Source organism: Pseudomonas sp. DE0157, from assembly GCF_007678615.1.
Taxonomy (GTDB): domain Bacteria; phylum Pseudomonadota; class Gammaproteobacteria; order Pseudomonadales; family Pseudomonadaceae; genus Aquipseudomonas; species Aquipseudomonas parafulva_B.
The window spans coordinates 531,876-550,873 of record NZ_VEJN01000001.1 but is presented as its reverse complement, the minus strand read 5'-3'; the positions used below and the strand labels follow the sequence as shown (position 1 = coordinate 550,873).

Below are 18,998 nucleotides of genomic sequence, written 5' to 3'. Positions count from 1 at the left end.
AACCACCAGGTTCGACCTTTCAGGGCTGGGGCATCGGCCATCCCTCTCGTTAATAGGGCGCATCGCCCAGGATCGTTGCCCTGTGCATCACCCGCCGGCTTGGCCGGTAGTCATCCACCGCGTAGTGCTGGGTGACGCGGTTGTCCCAGAACGCCACGTCGTTTTCCTGCCAGCGCCAGCGGATCGTGAACTCCGGCCGGGTGGCGTGGGCGAAGAGCAGCTTGAGCAGCGCTTCGCTTTCCAGCTCGCTCAGCTCATTGATGCGTGTGGTAAACCCCTCGTTGACGAACAGTGCCTTGCGCCCACTCACCGGGTGCGTGCGCACCACCGGATGCGACAGCGGCGGGTTCTCGCGCCGGGTCTGCTCCCAGCGCGCCAGCTCCTGTGGCGTGGTGCCAAAGCGCTCCAGCGGAAATGACTTGGTGAAGTCGTGGGTCGCCGTCAGCCCGACCAGCATCGCCTGCAGTGGCGCTGACAATCCCTCGAAGGCTGCAATGCCACTGGCCCACAGGGTATCGCCGCCATAGGCCGGCAACTGCTTGGCACTGAGCACTGCGCCCAGGGCCGGTGTCGGTAGGAAGGTCACGTCGGTGTGCCAGACGGCGTTGTCACGGACGTCGGTGACCGCAGTATCGAGCACCAGCACCTGGGGCGTGCCGGGTACGTTGGGGTAGATGGGGTGGATATGCAGGTCGCCAAAGCGGGCGGCAAAACGCGCCTGCTGGACGGGGGCGATGGGCTGGTCGCGGAAGAACAGCACCTGGTGGCGAAGCAACGCGTGCTCGATGGCATCGCGCACCTCGTCGCTGATGTCGCGGGCAAGGTCCACGCCGCTGATCTGTGCGCCCAGCGCCGGGCTGAGTGGGGTAATGGTCAGGCTCATGTCGGTCTCTTCAGGCAGGCGCCCTGACGGGCGCACGAGCGGTAGGGGTCAGTGGCTTTGCCCGTGCCAGGGCACCAGTCGGCGTTGCAGCGCGCGCAGGCTCATCTCCAGCGCGAAAGCGATCAGCGCGATCAGCAGGATGCCCAGCACCACCACATCGGTGACCAGAAACTGCGCGGCCGACTGCACCATGAAGCCAAGGCCGCTGGTGGCGGCGATCAGTTCGGCCGCCACCAGCGTCGACCAACCGACGCCCAGGCCAATCCGAATGCCCGTCAGAATGTCGGGCAGCGCGCTGGGCAAAATCACGTGGCGAATCAGCTGGACCCTGGTCGCGCCCAGCGATTGCGCGGCCCGCAGCTTGGCAGGGTCGGTGGTGCGCACACCCGTGGCAGTGGCGATGGCGATGGGCGCGAAGATCGCCAGGTAGATGAGCAGCACCTTCGACAACTCGCCGATCCCGCACCAGATGACGATCAGCGGCAAGTAGGCGAGCGGGGGGATGGGCCGGTAGAACTCGATCAACGGGTCGAAAATGCCCCGTGCCACCCGGCTATACCCAATCGCGATCCCCACCGGAATGGCCGTGAACACCGCAGCCAGCAATGCCGTGCCGATACGCCCGAGGCTGGCGCCAAGGTGCTGCCACAGGCTGGCGTCCATGTAGCCCTGGGTAAGCAAGACCCAGGCTTTGGCCATGATGTCAGCAGGTGAGGGCAGAAACAGGGGCTCGACCCACCCGGCGGCCGTGACCAGCCACCAGGTCAACACCAGGCTGGCCAGGGTCAATGCGCTGATCCAGCGGGTGGGCAGCAGACGAGCCCCGCGGGCGGCAGGTGCTGATTGAACAGTGGGCTCACTGGCCGCTGGCATATCAAGGCTGCTCATGCGCGCTCCGGGGATTGACGGTGGGAAAAGACCCGGGCCAGCACATGCTCGCGAGCCTCGATGAAGCGTGGGTCGGACTTGATCGCCCGCGCCGACTCGCCGTTGGCGTAACGCTGGCCGAAGTCCAACTCAAGCCGCTCGACGATGCGCCCTGGGTTGGGTGCGAGCAACACCAGTTCAGTGGCGAGAAACACGGCCTCCTCAATGTCATGAGTGATCAGCAATACGGGTTTGTCGGTGCGCTGCCAGATATCCAGCAGCAGCGTCTGCATGTGCTCGCGGGTGAACGCATCCAGGGCACCGAACGGTTCATCCATCAGCAGTACGCCAGGGTCGGCTGCCAATGCACGGGCCAGGCCCACGCGCTGCTTTTGGCCGCCTGAAAGCTGCCATATGCGCCGCTCGGCGAAATCCGCAAGGTCGACCAGGGCAAGCATCTCGCGTGCCTTGGCTTCACGTGCCACGCGTGGCACACCGGCCAGTTCCAGGCCAAAGGCGACATTGCCCAGCACGTTCTGCCAGGGCAGCAGGGCATCGTCCTGAAAGACCACGCCACGCTCGGCACCTGGCCCCTGCACAGGAACGCCGTCGAGCGTGATGCGTCCCGCGCTGGGACTGACGAATCCTGCGACCAGGTTCAGCAGCGAGGTCTTGCCACTGCCTGAGGGCCCGAGCGCCACCAGCAATTGCCGCGGCCCTAGGCTCAGCGTGATGTTGGCCAGCACCGGGCTCGCGGCACCCGGGTACTGTGCGCTGATGCGCTCCAGTTCAAGCAAGGCCATGTCAGGCTCCTGTGGTTGTCTGCAAATTCAGTGGGGGAGGTACTGGGCACTGACGTAAGGGCTGTAGTCCGGCAGTACGGCCTCGACCTTGCCTTGTTGCTTGAGGAACGTGGCCGTGTCGGTCAGGGCCTGGGTAGTAGGCGTGCCCAGGGCGCTGGCCTGGTCTGCGGCCAGCGGGTAGACGTTGCCTTGCAGCAACACCGGGATGTCCGAAGGCTTGGCGCCGGACAGCTTGGCCAACTTGGCGACGTTGTCCTGGTTCGCCAACCAGGCTTGCGGATCCTTTCGGTAATCTGCATACGCCTCTAGGGTGACCTGCGCGAAAGCCCTGACCACGTCGGGGTGCTTGGAGGCGAAGTCTTTGCGCACGATCCAGGCGTCGAAGGTGGGGGCCCCTACCTTGGCCAACTCGCCCGAGGTGATCAGCACCTTGCCGCTTTCCTTTGCCACGCCCAGCGCAGGGTCCCACACATAGGTCGCGTCGATGTCGCCACGTTTCCATGCCGCGATGATCGCTGGCGGTGCCAGGTTGATGATCTGCACCTTGGCAGGATCGATGTTCCAGTGCTTGAGCGCTGCCAGCAGGCTGTAGTGCCCGGTCGACACGAAGGGTACGGCGACTTTCTTGCCCACCAGATCCTGAGGGGTCTTGATCGCGTCGCGCACCACCAGGGCTTCGCCAGCCCCGATCTGCGTGGCGATCAGAAACGTCTCGATCGGCAGCTTGCGGGTTGCGGCGGCTGCCAATGGGCTGGAGCCCAGGTAGCCGATCTGCACATCCCCACTGGCAACGGCGGTGATTACATCGGCCCCGTTGTCGAACTTGCGCCAGTCGATGCTGGCTTTGGTCGCCGCCTCATAGTCGCCATCGACTTGCGCCACCTTGGCAGGATCGACCGTTGTTTGATACGCCACCGTCAAGTCTGACGCGTGGGCTATCCAGCTGGCGCCAGCAAACGCCAGGGTACTGAGAATTCGCAGGGTGCGGTGCGGGTTCATGGTGAGCTCTCATCGGGCAAGGGATGCATGAGATAAGGCTAATTGATCTAAAAAATTAAAAATAAATAACTTTTAAGAATTAGCTTAGCGCTCATTTGGCACCCTTGGTCGATGATTGACCACGCGCAATGGCAAAGTCAGCCGACGCTGCTAGGCTGAGCCTCCCTATAGATCCAATTGGAATGAGGTTATGAGCAAACGATTGCAAATAGCCGGGGGTTATGAGAAACCCATTTGCTACAACAAAATGCAGTAATGGTTCCTTACATATTCCTTAAAAGTCTTACCGATTCACAAAACAGTCATTTTGGATTTATAGGATTGTCATTATCCTGTAGCCCAGGTTGGCGCCTTAGACCAAAGTCGCGAAACGTTTAGAAATGATTGACTAAAGGGTCACGCTTTAGGACTAAATCGCCCATCCATGGTGAGCGGGGCAATAGACCCGGCCGCCTGAGATACACAAAAATTAGAACGTAGAGGAGCAAAGCATGTACAAGTCCAGCCTGGCCATGGCCGTGGCACTGGGTGTTCTCGCCCAACAAGCAGGTGCTGCCGGTTTCGTGGAAGACAGCAAGCTGTCGGTCAGCTCGCGCACCATGTACTTCAATGGCGACAACCGTGACGGTGGCGCCGACAACCGTGAATCGGGCCAGGGCTTCAAACTGGACTACCTGTCCGGTTTCACCCAGGGCACCGTTGGTTTCGGTGTAGACGCCCAGGCCCTGTGGGGTATCCACCTCGACGGCGGCCGTGGCAAACACCCTGACAACAGCAGCTTCTTCCCGAGCGACTCCGACGGCTCTGCCGTGAGCCAGTGGGCTCGCCTGGGCGCCAACGCCAAGGCCAAGTTCTCCAAGACTGAAGTCCACTACGGTAGTGCCCTGGCGCCGAACCTGCCGATCCTGGTCTCCAACGATGGCCGTCTGCTGCCGCAGACCTTCGAAGGTGGCACCATCCAGTCGAAGGAAATCGACAACCTGACCATCAACGCCGGTCAGCTGACCCACGCCATGGGCCGCGCCTCGAGCAACCGCACCGGCCTGTCGGTCAACGGCGCTTTCCGTGACAGCAACAAGTTCCGCTATGGCGGCCTGGACTACAAGCTCACCCCAGACCTGACCCTGCAGTACTACTACTCGAACCTGGAAGACTTCTACAAGCAGCACTTCCTGGGCGCTACCCACGTCTTCAAGATCGCCGACGACCAGTCGTTCAAGACTGACCTGCGCTACTTCAACAGCAGCAGCGACGGCCGCAACGGCGACTCGGGCTACACCTTCAACAACAACGGCGGCTTTGCCAAGACACCTGGCGAGGTCGACAACAAGACCTGGTCGGCGATGTTCACCTACACCCTGGGTGGTCACTCGCTCATGCTCGGTCACCAGCGCGTCAACGACGACGGCGGTTTCGTCTGGTTGAACCAGGGTAGCGTGCGCAAGGACGGTTCGCGTTCCTCGCTCGAAGGCGCCGGCGGCGCCAGCTTCTACCTGTTCACCGACAGCATGATCAACCAGTTCGCCAAGGCCGGTGAGAACACTACCTTCGGTCAATACGCCTACGACTTCGCGCGCCTCGGCGTACCGGGCCTGAAGGCCTCGGTTTCCTACCTCAAGGGTGAAGACGGCAAGAACGCCAGCGGCAATGGCCACTTCAGCGAGTGGGAGCGTGACGCCCGGATCGACTACGTCATCCAGGAAGGCACGTTCAAAGGCCTGGGTGCGAGCCTGCGCCACGGTGTTTACCGCGGCACCGGTGAAAGCTCGGTGGCCGATCAGGACCAGACCCGTTTCATCGTGAACTACACTTACAACTTCCTGTAAGCCGTAGCCACATAAAGAGCCTCGCTTGATGCGAGGCTTTTTTGTGAGTGAAATTTGTTATGCATAAAAAGCATTAACAAAGCTTTATTTATTCTTTTTAAGGTTGATGAAATTCAGGCACATTCATTCCACAGGCACCCCAGCACAGGAGCTGCATCCCATGAGCCTCAAACTCGGCGATATCGCCCCGGATTTCGAACAGGATTCCAGCGAAGGCAAAATCCATTTTCACCAATGGCTGGGCGACAGCTGGGGCGTGCTGTTCTCGCACCCTGCCGACTTCACCCCGGTGTGCACCACCGAATTGGGGTTCACGGCCAAGCTCAAGGATGAATTTGCCAAGCGCGGGGTCAAGGCCATCGCACTGTCGGTCGACCCGGTGGACTCGCATCACCGTTGGATCGAAGACATCAACGAAACCCAGCAGACCGTGGTCAATTTCCCGATCCTCGCCGATGCCGACCGCAAGGTGTCGGACCTGTACGACCTGATCCACCCAAACGCCAGCGATACCCTGACCGTACGCTCACTGTTCGTCATCGACCCGAACAAGAAGGTTCGCCTGACGATTACCTACCCCGCCAGTACCGGGCGAAACTTCAACGAGATTTTGCGGGTAATCGACTCGCTGCAACTGACCGATTCGCACAAGGTAGCCACGCCAGGCAACTGGCAGGACGGTGACGATGTGGTGATCGTTCCTTCGCTCAAGGACGAAGAAGAGATCCGGCAACGATTTCCAAAAGGCTACACGGCGGTCAAGCCCTATTTGCGTCTGACGCCTCAACCGAACCGAGCGTAAGTACTGTGTTGCATAACGCTTAGCCAAGCAGGGATTTTCGGGCCGTTTCGACGGCCCTTTTTTTGACCTAAATTAGCTTGAAAATATCTAAATCGAATAAACAAAGAATTAAATATGATTTATAGATATATAAGAAAACTGCTAATGTCATTCCACCGTAACCCAAGGAAGCGCAGCAATGCTGGTCGTATCAATCGGTGGTAGCCCAAGTCCTCGTTCACGCTCAGGCGTGCTGCTCGAACGTTCGCGGCAGTGGCTCGAGCACCGTGGCGTTGAAGTCGTCACCTTGCAGGTGCGCGACTTTCCTGCCGAAGACCTGTTGCATGCCCGCTTCGAAAGCCCACACGTGCAGCACTTCCAACAGTTGGTGGCCCAGGCCGATGGCCTGATCGTTGCCACACCGGTGTACAAGGCGTCGTTCGCCGGCGCGCTGAAAACCCTGCTTGACCTGCTGCCCGAGCGCGCACTGGCCAACCGGGTCGTGCTGCCCATCGCCACTGGGGGCAGCATCGCCCACATGCTGGCCGTGGATTACGCCCTCAAGCCCGTACTGTCGGCTCTCAAGGCCCAGGAGACCCTGCAAGGGATCTTTGCCGATGACAGCCAGATCGCCTATGCCGAAGGCAGTAAGCCGGCCCAGCTGGCGCCTGCCCTTGAAGAACGGCTGCACGACTCGCTGGAAACCTTCCACCTGGCCCTGGCCAGGCGCCCGCGCCCGGTCGCACCCGGCGTGCTCAATGATCGCCTGATCAGTGCTCGCTGGAGCATCTGACCCGGCAAACCCGCTGTATCACCTTACTCGCCCGTCAACGAGGCAAGCAGGTGCAACCCGAACCCCATCGCACAGGAGAGCGCCATGCGCACAATCTTCTTGCGTCGTGGTCTGGTCGCCCTGTTTGCGGCGGCTGTGTCCCTCGGCGCCATTACCCAGGCACAGGCTGAAACCCTGCGCATCGGTTATCAGAAATACGGCACCCTGGTGCTGCTCAAGGCCAAGGGCACGTTGGAAAAGCGTCTGGCCGAGCAAGGCGTGCAGGTGCAGTGGACCGAGTTTCCCGGTGGTCCCCAGCTGCTTGAAGGGCTGAACGTCGGGTCTGTCGATTTCGGTGTGACCGGCGAAACGCCTCCGGTATTCGCACAGGCCGCCGGGGCCGACTTGCTGTACGTGGCCTACGAGCCACCCGCGCCCCACAGTGAGGCCATCCTGGTGCCCAAGGACTCGCCGATCCAGTCGGTGCAGGCACTCAAGGGCAAGAAGGTCGCCCTCAACAAAGGCTCCAACGTCCATTACCTGCTTGTGCGGGCGCTCGAAGATGCAGGCCTGAAGTACACCGATATTCAACCGGTCTACCTGCCCCCGGCCGATGCGCGCGCAGCGTTCGAGCGTGGCAGTGTCGATGCCTGGGTCATCTGGGACCCGTACCAGGCCGCCGCCGAGCAGCAGCTGCAAGCCCGCACCCTGCGTGACGGCCAGGGCCTGGTCGACAACCATCAGTTCTACCTGGCCACGCGCAGTTATGCGAATCAGCACCCGGCCGTCATCAATACCGTCATCGATCAGGTACGTGCGGTCGGTGAGTGGTCGCAGGCCAACCCGCAGGAAGTCACCGACCAGGTCGCCCCGCTGCTCGGGCTCGCGCCGGACATCACTCTGACGTCCGTCAAGCGCCAAGGCTACGGCGCAGCGCCCTTGACGTCGGACGTCGTGGTGGCCCAGCAGAAAATCGCAGACACCTTTCAGACGCTCAAGCTGATACCCAAGCCGCTGCGCATCAAGGACGTGATCTGGACACCCCCGGCCAAGGTTGCCAGTGCGCCTTGATTGATCTGTCCGTGCCGGGCGCTCCCCGGCTCAGCTACCCCTTAGGAGACAACTCCAATGAGCCTCAACATCTTCTGGTTCCTCCCCACGCACGGTGATGGCAAGTACCTGGGCACCGCGCAAGGCGCCCGGGCGGTGGACCATGGTTACCTGCAGCAGATTGCCCAGGCGGCCGACCGCCTGGGGTTCGGCGGCGTGCTGATACCCACCGGGCGTTCCTGCGAGGATTCCTGGCTGGTGGCCGCGTCCCTGATCCCTGTTACCGAACGCCTGAAGTTCCTGGTGGCCCTGCGCCCTGGAATCATCTCGCCGACGGTCGCCGCGCGGCAGGCCGCCACGCTCGATCGCCTGTCCAATGGCCGGGCGCTGTTCAACCTGGTAACCGGTGGCGATCCGGACGAGCTGGCCGGTGACGGCCTGCACCTCAATCATCAGGAGCGCTACGAAGCGTCTGTCGAATTCACCCGCATCTGGCGCAAGGTGCTTGAAGGCGAAGAAGTCGATTACGACGGTAAACACATCCAGGTCAAAGGCGCCAAGCTGCTGTACCCACCCATCCAGCAGCCTCGTCCACCGTTGTATTTCGGTGGTTCCTCCGAAGCCGCCCAAGACCTGGCTGCAGAGCAGGTCGAGCTGTACCTGACCTGGGGCGAGCCGCCCAGCGCGGTGGCTGAAAAGATCGCCCAGGTGCGTGATAAGGCAGCTGCTCAGGGCCGCGAAGTGCGGTTTGGCATTCGCCTTCATGTGATCGTGCGTGAGACCAATGCGCAAGCATGGGACGCGGCTGAAAAACTCATATCCCATTTGGACGACGACACCATCGCTCGCGCCCAGGCGTCGCTCGCCCGTTTCGACTCGGTAGGGCAGCAGCGCATGGCCGCGCTGCACAATGGCCGCCGCGACAAGCTTGAAGTCAGCCCTAACCTGTGGGCGGGGGTAGGTTTGGTTCGCGGAGGTGCAGGCACTGCGCTGGTGGGCGATGGCCCGACCGTCGCCGCGCGGGTCAAGGAATATGCCGCCCTGGGCATCGACACTTTCATCTTCTCTGGCTACCCGCACCTTGAAGAGTCATACCGGGTGGCCGAACTGTTGTTCCCGCACCTGGACGTACAACGGCCTCAGCCTGCGACCAGCGGCGGCTACGTGAGCCCGTTCGGCGAGATGGTTGCCAACGACATCCTGCCCAAGTCCGTGGCCCAGCGATGAGGGGCATTGTATGAGTCGGAAAACCTCGAATACCGTGATAGAGCGCTTGGCGCCCTGGGCGCTGCCGGTACTGCTGCTAGCCGCGTGGCAACTGGCGGTCAGCGCGGGCTGGCTGTCGACCCGCATTCTGCCAGCGCCCAGCGCCGTGCTGTCAGCCGGCGTCGACCTGGTACGCAGCGGAGAAATCTGGACGCACCTGGCCATCAGCGGCTGGCGTGCCGGGCTGGGCTTTCTGATCGGTGGCAGCATCGGCCTGGTGCTGGGCTTCATCACGGGGCTGTCCAACTGGGGCGAGCGCCTGCTCGACAGTTCGGTGCAGATGATCCGTAACGTACCGCACCTGGCACTGATTCCGCTGGTGATCCTGTGGTTCGGTATTGATGAGTCGGCGAAGATCTTTCTGGTAGCGCTGGGCACGCTGTTCCCTATCTACCTGAACACCTACCACGGCATCCGCAACGTCGACCCAGCACTGGTCGAAATGGCCCGTAGCTACGGCTTGTCTGGTTTCAGCCTGTTCCGTCAGGTGATTCTGCCGGGTGCGCTGCCTTCGATTCTGGTGGGTGTGCGCTTTGCCCTGGGCTTCATGTGGCTGACCCTGATCGTTGCCGAAACCATCTCGGCCAATGCCGGCATCGGTTACCTGGCCATGAACGCCCGTGAGTTCCTGCAAACCGATGTGGTGGTGCTGGCCATCGTCCTCTACGCCGTGCTGGGCAAGCTTGCAGACCTGGCCGCCCGCGGCCTTGAACGTATATGGCTGCGCTGGCACCCGGCCTATCAGGTGGCAAGGAAGGAGGCCGTATGACCATTCTGAACGACTCGCCACAACGCCTGCTGCGCGGTATCCCGCTGGCTTCCAGCAGCCTGCGCAAGGCGTTTGGCCCTCGCGAAGTATTGAAGGGCCTCGACCTGAACATCCCGGCTGGCCAGTTCGTCGCCATCGTAGGGCGCAGCGGCTGCGGCAAAAGCACGCTGCTGCGCTTGCTGGCCGGGCTCGACCAGCCCACTGCCGGGCAGCTGCTGGCCGGTGCGGCGCCGCTGGAAGAGGCTCGAGAAGAAACCCGCTTGATGTTCCAAGACGCCCGCCTGTTACCGTGGAAAAGGGTCATCGATAACGTTGGCCTGGGTCTCAAAGGAGACTGGCAGCCCCGTGCCTTGCAGGCACTGGAAGCGGTAGGCCTGGCCGATCGCGCCCATGAATGGCCTGCAGCGTTGTCCGGTGGGCAGAAGCAGCGCGTGGCCCTGGCCCGTGCGCTTATCCACCAGCCGCGCCTGCTGTTGCTTGATGAGCCGCTCGGCGCGCTGGATGCCCTGACCCGCATCGAAATGCAGCAACTGATCGAGCGCCTGTGGCGCCAGCATGGCTTCACCGTGTTGCTGGTGACGCATGATGTGAGCGAGGCGGTCGCCGTGGCCGACCGGGTGATTCTGATCGAAGAAGGCGAGGTGGGCCTGGACCTTGCCGTCGACCTGCCTCGGCCCCGTGCACGTGGCTCCCATCGCCTGGCCGCGCTGGAAAGCGAGGTCCTGCAACGTGTTCTGTCGGCGCCGGGCACAGCCCCCGAACCTGACCCTGTAGCCCCTTTGCCCACGCAACTGCGCTGGGCGCTCTGAACCCACTGAAGCCCTTAGAAGGAATTACCCCATGACCATCAAAGCCATCAACGTTCGTAACCAGTTCAAAGGCACTGTGAAAGAAATTCTGGAAGGCCCGGTATTGTCGGAAATCGACGTGCAGACTGCTTCCGGTATCGTCACCTCGGTGATCACTACCCGCTCGGTGCGTGAACTGGAGCTGCAGGTTGGCAGCGAAGTGATCGCCTTCGTTAAATCCACCGAAGTGTCCATCGCCAAGCTGTAAGGCAAGTGGCACCCGGGCTGTCAGGCAGCCCGGGTGATGGAGCATTTGTCAGTCAGCCGGGCGCAGGCTGCCGAACAGTTTGTTGGCCTGAGCCTCGGTCATGGCCGCGCGCCATGCCCCTTCCCCCAGGTCCCGTTCGCTGGCCAGTTTCAGGTGGCCTGCTTCAAGTCGAGTGAAGCCGCTTGAGGGTTTGTGCCGGAAGTGGAAGTGCGCATACCACAGCGGCTGCCCGCTGGCCCGATCCACTATGCGGTATTCCTCAAGATACTCCACCGGGTTGCCTTTGCGGTCCCGTTTCGGGTTCAGCGTGCGCGACCAGCCAAGCTCTACCTCCTGCTGCTCCACCAGGTATTCCAGGTAAGCCACCGTCGGCTTACTGCTTGCTTTGCTCTGGGCTATGCGCAGTTGCCGGCCCAGGGCATGCATCTCTGCTGCAGCGGTGTCCAGTTGCTGGATCAGCGCCAGGTGGCTGGCGTTTAACGAAGTACCCGCCTTGCGCCGGATGCTCTCGCCCAGAAAACGCAGCTGCTGGGCGTGGCCTTCGGCGATGTCTTCCAGGTCTACCGGGAGAGTTTGTGGTTTCCGATACTGGTGCAGCTTGGCCCGTTGCTGATCGATGGCGGCCAGACGGGCACTGGCGGTTTCAAGCAGCGAGGAGAGGGGGGGCGTCGGCATCTGGGGCTCGTTTGCTACCTGTTGCCATTTGCCGTTTTCGCTTTTGGCGTAAACGGTGTGCGGCTGTTCGGAATTGGGCTGGTTGATACGCATGCGCGCCTGGCCGCGCTCGACGAACTCGTTACCGATCAACGGTCCCTCCACCGTCTCGAACAAGCGTGGGCGGCTCGCGCCCTGCGGGGGGTGGTCGGTAGAAGGGCGGGCTGAGCTGGCCTTGGCGAGGTTGGCATCGATTTCGTCGATCAACTCCCGCATGAGTTGACGAAACGACAAGGTTTCTGCTGGTGCCAGCAAGTCCGTGAAGTTGTCTTCCCATGCCGTCAGGTGGTTCAGGTAGCGCACATAGCGGCTTCTGGCGTGGCTGAGGAACGTGCGTTCCTGGGCCCGGCTGAGGCGCGCTTGCGGCAGCTGAACCTGGCTGTACAGCGTGCTGCGCAGAGCAACCCCCTGTTCATGGAAGTGGGTCATGAAGGCCCCCATATGCGGGTGTTCTACCGCGCTTGCCTCGAAAAGGGTGACCGACAGAATCGACGCCCTGACCACGCGGATGTTGCTCAGGTCCAGCACCAGGCCGGTCTGCTGGGCACGGGCCATGTATGTGCTCAGGGTATTGCCTTGCAAGGCCCTGCGCCGTACCTGATGGCTGGTTGCCAGGCGCTCGGCCTCCATCAGCGTCAGCACCATCTCTCTATTTGCCGCCAACGTATTCTGGGTCAGGCGCTTGGCCACCGACGTGGGTACGGTAGATTCAGCTAATGCCTGAACGGCGCTGTACGCCAGCTTGATCTGGTCGGTGGCGAAGGTAAAGCGTGCTGAAACCAGGTGCATGTCCAGCACCGCCATTTCAACAATGTTTTCCTCGCACAGGGTCTTGAAGCGTACGTAATCTGCCCGAGCCAGCGTGGCACGTTGCTCCCGCAGGCGCGCCACGGCCTGCTCATTGAACGCGATGTTGCCCTGAACTTCTTCAGCCAGTTGCGTGCGTGCATTGACGTAGGCAGCTCGTTGCCCGTCAGTGGGCTGCGTACCTTCGGCCACAGCCTCCACTGCCGCGCGGTAGGCCGCCTGCTTCTGCGCCAAACGGGACCGGCAGCGTACGAGTTCGTCGTTGATGTCGTGTGCCAATTCCAGCCCTGTAAGGCGCCTGGGCTGGGCGCGCATTGCTCTGCGCCAATAGGCAACACCGTGATTGAGCAGTGTGGTGAGTGCACCGCCGCCTCCGCGCAGGGCGCTGTCCACCAGCAGGCCACTGAGGCGGCCAGGCGTTTCCCAAACACCGTGCTCGCTGAGGCGTACAGGTTGACGATAGCTGCGCATACCGTGGGGTTTCAGCCTCCAGGTCAGGTAAGCGGCGTCCCATTCAACCGCGTACCAGGCGGCATTGCGCGTGATGTATGTTTGCCGCGTTGCCGTATGCTCGAACACGCCAGCGCCCTGGGGAAGGCTGGAGCGCTTCATCGGGCCGATGGGCAGGTCCGTTTCATAGCCGCCGAAGGCACTGTGGGACGGTTGGGGTGTTCCGCTCACCTGCCGCAGGGGTTGCAGGCGCTGGCGTTGCTGGGCCAATAGCCGCGCTGTGATAGCAGGCTTGCCAATAGCTGCACCCGTTGGGGCCATGGTCAGTACAGCATCGCTGAGCGACTGCAATAGGCTGACGAGGTGCATCAGGCCTTCTTCCAGGTTGCGTTGTTCGAAAGCAGTGACCGCAGCAGTAGCCGCCTGCCAGCCATCGAAAAGTGCAAGGCCGGTACCCACGCCTGGCAATACCCCCAGTACCATTCGCAGCCCCATGAAGAAGTAATGGTCAAATACCTGTGGCGCAGCGAGGGCCACATCGGCCTGGCTGCGAGAGGTGTTACGATGGATGCGAATGAGCGCCCCCATGCCTTGACGAGCTTCATAGGTAGGCAAGGATTCGGGACGCGCAATGCCTATGCCGATAAACCCGTGAAATCCTGACTTCAGTGCGGCGTCGATGTATCGCTCATGCTCATCCGGATCACCGCTCAAGGTTTGCTCAGCCAGGTAGCGGGCCATGGCTTTGTCCAAGGCCATGCTTTGCAGCGCTTGGCATGCCGCATCGCTGTCTGAGTACTGGCTGACGACCTTGCCATTGGGCGCATCCGGCATATAGAGCAACACAGGGCTTGTCTGGCCCTGCACCAGCGCGATGCCGGACAGAGCGACGTTGTCGCTCGAACCATCTGCTGCTACTCCTGGCTTCAACTCCAGCGAGTGGTAGGCAAGGGTCCTGGCTGCGCCTGCAGCCACCTGTTCGTTGTAAAACGTTTCAAGCATGCGTTGGCCGCTGGCATCCAGGCTGGCAGGGCGGCTTAGCAGCAGAAGCTTCAAGCGATGTTCGTAAGGCGCACGCAGGGTTTCCTGACGCCAAGCGACCTGCCAGGGCGTTTCGTGCTCCAAGCCCAGGTAGGCTTGAACGATGTGTGTCTCGAAGCGGCCCGCGGCATCCAGTTCGGTGACCAGTGCGGCAATGCGCGCCGGCGTAAGCCGCGCGGCCAGGTAAGGGTTGGCAGGTTCGAACTTGACGGTGGCATTGCCCAGGCGCAAGCGGCGATGTTCATCGAGCGCCACCATGATGAATGTTTCAAGGGGCACATCGCTGCGGGCCGTGCTGAATATGGGCACATCCCGCGCTCCGGCACCACCGGCGGCCGATTGGCCCGTGACCACTTTGCTGATGGTGACACTGTCAGCGATGTCGAGGGTGATCTGCCCGGCATCCTGCACACCGAATTCGGTTTGCAAGTAGTCCTTGAGCAGTTGGCGGGCAAATTGGTCGCGCGGCTGCAGACTTAAAGCGAGAAGGCTTGCAGATGTGTGCAGTGACGCTTGCAGTGTTTCGATCTGGGCAGCCACTGCGGCGATCTGTTGTGCATCGAGATGGCTCAATCGGGGCAGGTTTTGTTGAAAATGGCTGCTGCGGTTTTTCTCGGCGAATCGCGCAAAGGCTGTCAACCTGGCGAGATGTTCACTGATGCACAGCCGCTGACGCGCTTGTTCGCATGACGTGTCGGCTGGCAGAGCCGCAGCGATGGCGTCAACGCAGTGCAACATGAAGTGCCCATCGACGGGCGGATGCTCGAATGCAAAGGTGGGCGTCTTGCTCAGCCTAGCGTGCAGCGGCACGCCATCGCTGGCGTGGGCCGCCTCCAGCAGTGCATCAGGCCATGCACCGTCGAGGGTAGCCAGCAGGCTGCGTTCAAGTGCCGGTTCGTCCGCGAACATCAGCAGCCCGCCACGTTGGCCTGGGCGGTACAGCAACAGGCTTGGGTCATGCGCTTGGCCTGTCTCGGCCGGCAGCTCACGCACTGTTATGTAACCGCTCAATACCCAGCGCTCACCGGCGTTGGTCACTGCCAAGGCGCGAACCTGTACAGGCCTTTGCAGGCTTGGCTCAGGCCTGTCCACAAGGTTTTCCACCCAGCCAAGATGGGTAGCTGTCAACTCGCCCAGCGTGTGTTGCAGCCGTGCTTCGGCCAGCAATGCCTTGCATAGCCCCTCTGCAATCTGTGTGCGCCTGGGGATGTCGCCGGCCGGCTGTTGCAGCATGGCGCTACTCACAGGCTCTGGCAGGGCGAGTAGGTAGGTGTCCAGCGTGCTCTTCAACAGGTCCTGCGCCGCCTGTTGTTCGCGCAACAGTGTCACTTTGGCCGAAGTCGGTGCAGTGTCGCCTTTCAGGTAACCCTCCAGCAGGGCTTCCTGCTGTTCGACAAGCTGCTGGCGCCAGGCGATGGGCAGGTGCTGCTCCAGGCAGGCGAAGTGTACCTCCTGCGCAGCCATGGCGGCGTCGTCAGCACATACCTGAGCGATTTGTTCCGTCAGGTTCTCGGGCAGAGCCCCTGCCACGATGGCGTTTCGCTTATTCTCCCATGCCTGCAGGTCTGTCCAGTCCAGTGGGTCAATGGCGTGGGTTTGGCACGCCTGCAGCAGGTGGTGGTCGATGAGGCCCTCTTGCTGCGCCAGCGTTTCTGCCATCAGAGCGCTGAATCCATCGCCGTGTAGCGGCGTGATGAGTACATTGTCGCTGCTGCCCAGGGTGATGGGCCATCGCGGGTCCGACCAAAAGATATGACGGTTCTCGAATACCCAAGTGCGCAGGTGCTGCAGGTCATTGAAAGGCACAGTGCAGGTCGTGAGTCCTGGGATGTACAGCAACCAGCCGGTGGCTTCTGGTTCGGGCTCTACAACTATCGCCGCAACACTATTAAGCGTTGGCGCGCCGGTGGGCTGCCATTGCAGTTGAGCAAAGCTTGGTGTGGCTCGCCTTGCAGTCAGCCAGGCAGTGATTTCCAGCTTTCCCAGTCCGTAAGCAATGTCCAGGCTGCGCTCGAAATGCTCGCGCAGCAGGGTGCTTGCGTGGCTTTGGCGTGATACGGCAGTACCCGGCATGCGGGCAGCCCAGTAACCATTGGTAGCCCGCAGCCTAGCGGTGCTTGCCAGCGGCCCAAGGTAACGTATCCAGTCAGCGGCGTTCAGCTGAGCCTGAGCACTGCCCTGTGCAAAGCCCCACGTTGTCCAGCTGGCAAACGGGCGGGTGAACGCTGGGTTCGTCAGCAGGCGGGCTGCGAATGAAAGCAAGGTGATCTGCCTGGTCTCATCACGCAGCCCGCAATGGGTTGGGTCTATCCGTAACTGAGCCTGCAGCGTATCGAGCAATGTCTGACGCAGGCTGGGCGCCTGACCGAACAGTGCTCTGAGCTGCGTGGTGCAGGCTGTCAAGGCCGGCTGTGCGGCGACCAGCAAATTACCTTTGCCGGCCAGACGTTCGGGTACGGCGGTCAGGGACGAGGCGGAGAACGTCTTGATAAGTTCCGACTGGGCGGGAGTGGTGGGCATGGTGATGTCCTAATGGGTCGGCATGTGGTGCCCCCATTGAAAGCATCGCGATGGTTCAGCCGGTGGTAGATGTATAGGTTCAGCTCGCCTTGCGCGGTGGCAGGAAGGGCGGCAGATAGAGGGACATATAGGCTTCGAACACACGCATGCCTTCTTCGGCCATGCGTGGGGTGATCTGGTCGAACAACTGCATCGACCGGGCATAGACCCGGTCGCTCAGCTCCATGGCCAGGGCGAACACGTGTACATCGTCTGGCAGGCTCGGCAACTGGAAGTGCCGGTCGAACAGGCGGTGCATCAGTTCGCCCAGTTCCATATCGTGTCGGCGGTCGGCCTGCACCACTTCACTGAGCCCATGCTGGGCCAGAATCAGCTGCCTGGCCGCGGCGTCCTGATGATAGATGTCCAGCATGCGCTGTTCGATCAGCCGGGACAGCTGGTGCCAAGTGGTGAGCGCGCTGCTATCGATGGGCGCGCTGAGGGCTTCGCGAAATGCCCGGTGAACGTCAGCAGTCAGGGCTTCGAGCAGCGCAGGCACGCTGGCGAAGAAGTGGTAGACCGACGACGGCGGGATTTGCGCGCGCTCGGCCACGCTGTAGATCGACAGGCCAGCCACCCCGCCCTCTGCCAGGAGCTCGCGGGCAGCTGCCAGGATCGCTTCGATCCGGGCCTGGCTGCTGGCGCGTGGCTTGCGCGCTGAGGTGTTGCGGGTCATCAGTTGCTGATTGCCAGGATACTGGCCTGGTAGGCGCCCACGAAGGTGTCGAACTCGCCCACTTCTTCCTGTTCCATCTGGGATTGCTTGGCCAGGGACTCGCGCGCCTGTGTTTCGAAGGCCTGCTGCTGGTCGGGGCTCAGGGGCTGCTCGCGCAGTGTCTGGGCGTGGAGACGACTTTGCCGCAGCGAGAACGCGATGAAACTCTCGTCATGCTCGGTCATGCGCGCCAACACCTGGGCCGATGGGGTCAGCTCAGGGTCGTCGACTTTCGCCTGCTGGGCTTGCAGGGCCTGCACGTGATCATCTCCGCCCTGGGCCTGGTCGAGCAGGTTGGCCAATTGACCGATCTGAGCAATCAACTCGCTGGCCCAGTCTTTGAGAGGTACAGGCTGCCCATCACGCTGCAACTTCAGGCCTGGACGCCGGCCTTCTTTGACCACGCTCAGGAAATTGCTGGTGCACTGGCTGCATTCGTTGTTGTTGAGCTGCGGGCTGTCGTCCAGCGCGCAGAACAGCAGAAACGCATCGAGAAAGCGTGCCTCGGTGAGGTCGATGCCCACCGGCAGGAGCGGGTTGATGTCCAGGCAGCGCACCTCCACGTACTGCACCCCGCGGGAGGTAAGCGCCTGGATTGGGCGCTCGCCTGAGTAGGTCACCCGCTTGGGACGGATGTTGGAGTAGTACTCGTTCTCGATTTGCAGAATGTTGGTGTTCAGCTGTACCCACTCGCCATCGACATGGGTGCCAATCTCCACATAGGGTGGGTACGGCGTGCCCACCGCCTTGCGCAGGCTGTCGGTATAGCTGGCCAGGTTGTTGTAGCAGGGCGTCAGGCCCGCCTGGGCATTGCTCTGGTAGCCCAGGTCGCTCATGCGCAGGCTGGTGGCGTAGGGCAGGTAGAGGGTTTCGCCATCGAGCTCTTCGAGCTGATGGGCGCGACCCCGCAGAAAGCCCTTGTCCAAGGCGGGCGAGGCGCCGAACAGGTACATGAGCAGCCAGCTGTAGCGACGGAAATTGCGGATCAAGGCAATGTAGGCGGCCGATTGGTAATCCCGTTCGTTCTCAGTGCTGCCTTCGGCTTCGCGCAGCAATGGCCACAGGGCCTCGGGCAGCGAGAAGTTGTAATGGATGCCGGCGATGCACTGCATGGTGCGGCCGTAGCGCAGGGCCAGGCCCTTGCGATAGACATGCTTGAGCTTGCCGATGTTGGAGGTGCCGTACTCGGCGATGGGGATATCTTCTTCAGCCGGCAGCGAACACGGCATCGACGGGCTCCACAGGTACTCATCGCTAAGCTTGGTATAGACGAACCTGTGAATCTGCTCGAGGTTTTCCAGCACCGCAGCGGCGTCAGGCAGCGCGGGGGTGATGAATTCAAGCAGTGATTCGGAATAATCGGTGGTGATCTGTTCGTTGGTCAGCGCCGCGCCTAGTGCTTCAGGGTGCGGTGTCTGGGCCAGACGGCCACTGTCTGTCACGCGCAGGCATTCGCGCTCAATGCCGTGCAGACACTGCTTGAGCAAGGGGAGATTGGCGCCGAGCAAGCTCAGGCGGCGGTTGAGGAGTGTGCTCAAGATGTATTCCTTCACGCGTCAGTCGCCCCAATATGGGGGTAGAGAGGACGGTCTACAAGGGTAGGTGGAAGGGAACGGGCGTTGTCGCCTGGTTTACCGCGG

Annotated in this window: 15 protein-coding genes; 8 read left to right on the top strand and 7 right to left on the bottom strand. The window is 61.8% G+C overall.

Going from position 1 to position 18,998, the window contains the following annotated elements; genetic code table 11:
- Positions 1-49 precede the first annotated feature (49 nt).
- The 4 genes from tauD to tauA are packed head-to-tail and all read right to left on the bottom strand — an operon-like array spanning position 50 to position 3,552.
- Positions 50-883, bottom strand: a complete 834-nt coding sequence (gene tauD, locus FS777_RS02435; RefSeq protein WP_058604709.1) for a taurine dioxygenase — start codon at positions 881-883, stop codon at positions 50-52.
- A 48-nt stretch (positions 884-931) separates the two neighbouring features.
- Positions 932-1,771 (bottom strand): taurine ABC transporter permease TauC, encoded by an 840-nt coding sequence (gene tauC / locus FS777_RS02430; RefSeq protein ID WP_145253845.1) that lies wholly within the window; start codon positions 1,769-1,771, stop codon positions 932-934.
- Positions 1,768-2,553, bottom strand: coding sequence for a taurine ABC transporter ATP-binding subunit (gene tauB / locus FS777_RS02425; RefSeq protein ID WP_145253841.1), 786 nt, complete (start codon positions 2,551-2,553; stop codon positions 1,768-1,770). Before tauB ends, tauC begins: the two co-directional genes overlap by 4 nt.
- Before the next feature lie 27 nt (positions 2,554-2,580).
- Entirely contained in the window at positions 2,581-3,552 is a 972-nt protein-coding gene (tauA, locus tag FS777_RS02420) for a taurine ABC transporter substrate-binding protein (protein ID WP_145253838.1), read from the bottom strand.
- Between the two features lie 491 nt (positions 3,553-4,043).
- Between tauA and FS777_RS02415 the strand changes: the two genes are divergently transcribed.
- From FS777_RS02415 to FS777_RS02380, 8 genes are all read left to right on the top strand, one after another.
- Entirely contained in the window at positions 4,044-5,378 is a 1,335-nt protein-coding gene (locus FS777_RS02415; RefSeq protein WP_058604713.1) for an OprD family porin, read from the top strand.
- A 160-nt stretch (positions 5,379-5,538) separates the two neighbouring features.
- The gene (locus FS777_RS02410) at positions 5,539-6,180 is read left to right on the top strand and encodes a peroxiredoxin (protein ID WP_078477819.1); all 642 of its coding nucleotides are present in this window, start codon (positions 5,539-5,541) and stop codon (positions 6,178-6,180) included.
- Between the two features lie 178 nt (positions 6,181-6,358).
- Positions 6,359-6,952: an NADPH-dependent FMN reductase gene (ssuE, locus tag FS777_RS02405; RefSeq protein ID WP_058637070.1), complete on the top strand. Its 594-nt coding sequence runs from the start codon at positions 6,359-6,361 to the stop codon at positions 6,950-6,952.
- 84 nt (positions 6,953-7,036) lie between these two features.
- Complete coding sequence (locus tag FS777_RS02400; protein ID WP_058637071.1) at positions 7,037-8,002, top strand: sulfonate ABC transporter substrate-binding protein; 966 nt, start codon at positions 7,037-7,039, stop codon at positions 8,000-8,002.
- Between the two features lie 57 nt (positions 8,003-8,059).
- Complete coding sequence (gene ssuD, locus FS777_RS02395; RefSeq protein WP_078477820.1) at positions 8,060-9,208, top strand: FMNH2-dependent alkanesulfonate monooxygenase; 1,149 nt, start codon at positions 8,060-8,062, stop codon at positions 9,206-9,208.
- A gap of 10 nt (positions 9,209-9,218) precedes the next feature.
- Complete coding sequence (gene ssuC, locus FS777_RS02390; protein WP_058637073.1) at positions 9,219-10,016, top strand: aliphatic sulfonate ABC transporter permease SsuC; 798 nt, start codon at positions 9,219-9,221, stop codon at positions 10,014-10,016.
- Positions 10,013-10,825, top strand: coding sequence for an aliphatic sulfonates ABC transporter ATP-binding protein (gene ssuB, locus FS777_RS02385; protein WP_078477821.1), 813 nt, complete (start codon positions 10,013-10,015; stop codon positions 10,823-10,825). The genes ssuC and ssuB overlap by 4 nt, the downstream gene beginning before the upstream one ends.
- Before the next feature lie 31 nt (positions 10,826-10,856).
- Entirely contained in the window at positions 10,857-11,072 is a 216-nt protein-coding gene (locus FS777_RS02380) for a molybdopterin-binding protein (protein ID WP_003255829.1), read from the top strand.
- Between the two features lie 48 nt (positions 11,073-11,120).
- Here FS777_RS02380 and FS777_RS02375 read toward each other — a convergent pair whose 3' ends face one another.
- The 3 genes from FS777_RS02375 to gshA all read right to left on the bottom strand — a co-directional run bounded on the left by FS777_RS02375 (position 11,121) and on the right by gshA (position 18,911).
- On the bottom strand, positions 11,121-16,604 hold the full coding sequence (locus tag FS777_RS02375; protein WP_078477822.1) for a hypothetical protein: 5,484 nt from the start codon (positions 16,602-16,604) through the stop codon (positions 11,121-11,123).
- 79 nt (positions 16,605-16,683) lie between these two features.
- Positions 16,684-17,319 (bottom strand): TetR/AcrR family transcriptional regulator, encoded by a 636-nt coding sequence (locus FS777_RS02370; protein ID WP_078477823.1) that lies wholly within the window; start codon positions 17,317-17,319, stop codon positions 16,684-16,686.
- Positions 17,319-18,911, bottom strand: a complete 1,593-nt coding sequence (gshA, locus tag FS777_RS02365; protein WP_145253835.1) for a glutamate--cysteine ligase — start codon at positions 18,909-18,911, stop codon at positions 17,319-17,321. The genes FS777_RS02370 and gshA overlap by 1 nt, the downstream gene beginning before the upstream one ends.
- Between the last annotated feature and the right edge of the window lie 87 nt (positions 18,912-18,998).